Annotated in this window: 3 protein-coding genes; 1 reads left to right on the top strand and 2 read right to left on the bottom strand. The window is 72.9% G+C overall.

The features are described from left to right. Positions 1–212 precede the first annotated feature (212 nt). Both ACFU99_RS40295 and ACFU99_RS40290 read right to left on the bottom strand, forming a co-directional pair. Positions 213–716: an ATP-binding protein gene (locus ACFU99_RS40295; RefSeq protein WP_384402734.1), complete on the bottom strand. Its 504-nt coding sequence runs from the start codon at positions 714–716 to the stop codon at positions 213–215. 129 nt (positions 717–845) lie between these two features. After that, positions 846–1,514 carry an HdeD family acid-resistance protein gene (locus ACFU99_RS40290; RefSeq protein WP_384402731.1) on the bottom strand — a complete coding sequence of 223 codons (669 nt, stop codon included), beginning with the start codon at positions 1,512–1,514 and terminating at the stop codon, positions 846–848. A 68-nt stretch (positions 1,515–1,582) separates the two neighbouring features. Here ACFU99_RS40290 and ACFU99_RS40285 point away from each other — a divergent pair, with 68 nt between their 5' ends. After that, positions 1,583–2,344: an enoyl-CoA hydratase/isomerase family protein gene (locus tag ACFU99_RS40285; protein ID WP_384402728.1), complete on the top strand. Its 762-nt coding sequence runs from the start codon at positions 1,583–1,585 to the stop codon at positions 2,342–2,344. Positions 2,345–2,652: the final 308 nt, after the last annotated feature.

The following is a 2,652-nucleotide window of genomic DNA, read 5'->3' as shown; positions in this document are numbered from 1 at the left end:
CCAGTGGGCCGACGGCAGGCGGGAAGCCGGAGATCACCGGGCTGCGGCGGGTCGGCCGCCGGAGGCCACCGGGCCGACGGCAGGCGGGTAACCGGAGGCCAGCGGGCCGGAGCGGGTCGTCAGCCGAGGGTCGCCGGGCCGGTGCGGGCAGGCCGCCGGTTCTCACCGGGCCGTGGCGAGCCGGCAGCCGAAGGCGAGCCGACAGGCGCCGGTCACCGTGCCGGAGGCAGATGGGTGGCGGATGTCGTGGGCAGCGGCAGGGCGGCCCAGATCACCTTGCCGCCGCTCGCGGTGTGCTCCACGTCGCACTCGCCCCCGGCCTCGTACGTGACCGTCTTGACCAGCAGCAGGCCGCGCCCGCCGATCCGGTCGTCGTCCGCTTCGAGCGCCTTGGGACGGTAGGGGTGGTCGTCCTCCACGGCGACGCGCACCCATTTCGCGCCGATGGAGACCTCCACCGCGATCTCCGGCGAGAGCAGGGCGGCATGCCGCACGGAGTTGGTGACCAGCTCGGAGACGATCAGCAGCAGGTTCTGCACCAGGTCGTCGGAGGCCGGTACGCCCTGATGGCCGAGCAGGTCCCGGACCGCGTGTCTGGCCTGGGGCACCGAGGATTCGAGCGCGGGAGCCGTGAACCGCCAGGACCCTTCGTACTCGATCGGCCTCCGAGGCGGGGCCTGCCCCGGGTCGGGCGGCACGCTCCCGAGGATTTCCATGTCCGATACCCACCCATCGCCGTGGCTCGACCACACACACCGAGTGTTGAGAATGTGTTGGTCCATACCCACCCGCTGAACACAAGTCAGCATCTATCGACGGGTTCTGATCGAAAACGCGGCTCTGGGTCAATCGCCTGAGCGATCCCGATCGTCTGGTTTCTCTTTCAAGGAACGATCCGGACTATCAGATTCTGGGCCCGGTCGCCGCATCCCCTCCTCCACCAGCCCCACGACGCGCCGCCCGCCCACGCCGATCGCGATCAGGCCCAGCCCGTCGAAGAGCAGCGCGAGGGAGAAGAAGGTCCCCAGCACGTACAGGCTGCTGTGCGGCCAGTCCGCCAGCACCAAAATGCCCAGCAGCAGCCCGAAGGCGCCCTGCACCAGCGTCCAGCCGAACTGCGGACCGCGCACCACCACGCTGCCCACCAGGCGGAACACGCCGCCGGTGAGGAAGAGCAGCGCGGCGAACATCGTCAGCGCCGCAGCCGAGTCGCCCGGGTGCCGGATGACGACCACGCCCGCCGCGATGTTCAGCGCCGCGACCACCACGCCGAGCCAGAAGAAGCTGCTGTCGCGGGACTGCACCGCGTGCGCGAGGCCCACCACGCCGCCGATCAGCAGCAGCCAGCCGAAGAGGAGCATCGAGGTCAGCGTCGCGACGCCGACGTAGATGAGGCCCACCAGCCCCGCCAGGGCCAGGATCGTGCCGAGCACCGCCAGCATGCCGAAGCCGCGGCTGAGCTTCCGGCTCTCCTTGCGGCCGAGGTCCTTCTCGGGTATCCGGGGTGCGGCCATCAGCGCCTCCTCGTATACACCCCCTGCTTCGGATCATAAGACCGCCCCGGCCGGATAGCATCCGGCGCATGGAGCCGGATCCCTGCCTGCGTCTCGACGCCGCCGACGGCATAGCCACCGTCACCATCAGCAACCCCGCCAAGCGCAACGCGATGACGGGCGCGATGTGGCGCGAGCTGCCGTCGCTGCTGCGGCGGTGCGCCGCGGATACGGGCGTACGGGCCCTGGTGCTGACCGGCGACGGGAACACGTTCTGCGCGGGCGCGGACATCGGCGCCCTCACGGAGGGCGACGAGGCGTCGAAGGGACTGGCGGTGGCGGCGGAGGACGCCCTGGCCGCCTTCCCGAAGCCGACGCTCGCGGCCGTGCGGGGCTACTGCGTGGGCGGCGGCTGCCAGCTCGCCGCCGCCTGCGACCTGCGCTTCGCGGCCGAGGACGCGTTCTTCGGGGTCACCCCGGCGAGGCTCGGCATCGTCTACCCCGCCACCTCGACCCAGCGGCTGGTCTCCCTGGTCGGCCCCTCCGCCGCGAAGTACCTGCTCTTCTCCGCCGAGCTGATCGACGCCGGGCGGGCGCTGCGCACGGGCCTGGTGGACGAGGTCCTGCCGGGCGAGGAGCTGGACAAGCGGGTGGCGGAGTTCGCGCGGGTGCTCGTCTCGCGCTCGCGGCTCACGCAGGCGGCGGCGAAGGAATTCGCCTCTGGCCCCGCCGGCGCGGACCGGATCGCGCACTGGGCACGCGAGTCACGCGAGAGCGGCGACGCCGCGGAGGGGGTCGCCGCTTTTCTGGAACGGCGGGAGCCCCGCTTCGGGTGGGCGCCGAGGCCCTGACGGGCGGTCGGGGGCGGCCGGGTGCCGCGGCAGCCCTCGGGGTACGGGCGGGGGCGCGGCCGACGCCGGGTCCGGGCCGTACGGGCGCGCGGAGGGCCCGGACCGTACGGGAGCGGGCGGCGCGGAGCCCGTCCGTGGCGGAATACGTGAGTGGGGCGCGCGTGCCGGGGGCGGACCCGTGAGGCGGGAGCCGAGCGGGAAAGCGGGACGTTCACCGGTCGTTTCGCCGCCGGACCGGGTCCGGCGGCGGTGGCGTGGCGCGATACTGAAGCCGTGACCGACCACCGGTTGGGCGACCGGCTCGCGAC

The sequence above is a fragment of the Streptomyces sp. NPDC057654 genome (assembly GCF_042800135.1).
Classification (GTDB): domain Bacteria; phylum Actinomycetota; class Actinomycetes; order Streptomycetales; family Streptomycetaceae; genus Streptomyces.
Note: the sequence above shows the minus strand (reverse complement) of the source record. Positions and strands in the feature narration are given on the sequence as shown.

Coding starts and splice junctions, on each gene's coding strand:
- ACFU99_RS40285 (WP_384402728.1), top strand. CDS start 1,583: ATGGAGCCGGATCCCTGCCTGCGTCTCGACGCCGCCGACGGCATAGCC.
- ACFU99_RS40295 (WP_384402734.1), bottom strand. CDS start 716: ATGGAAATCCTCGGGAGCGTGCCGCCCGACCCGGGGCAGGCCCCGCCT.
- ACFU99_RS40290 (WP_384402731.1), bottom strand. CDS start 1,514: ATGGCCGCACCCCGGATACCCGAGAAGGACCTCGGCCGCAAGGAGAGC.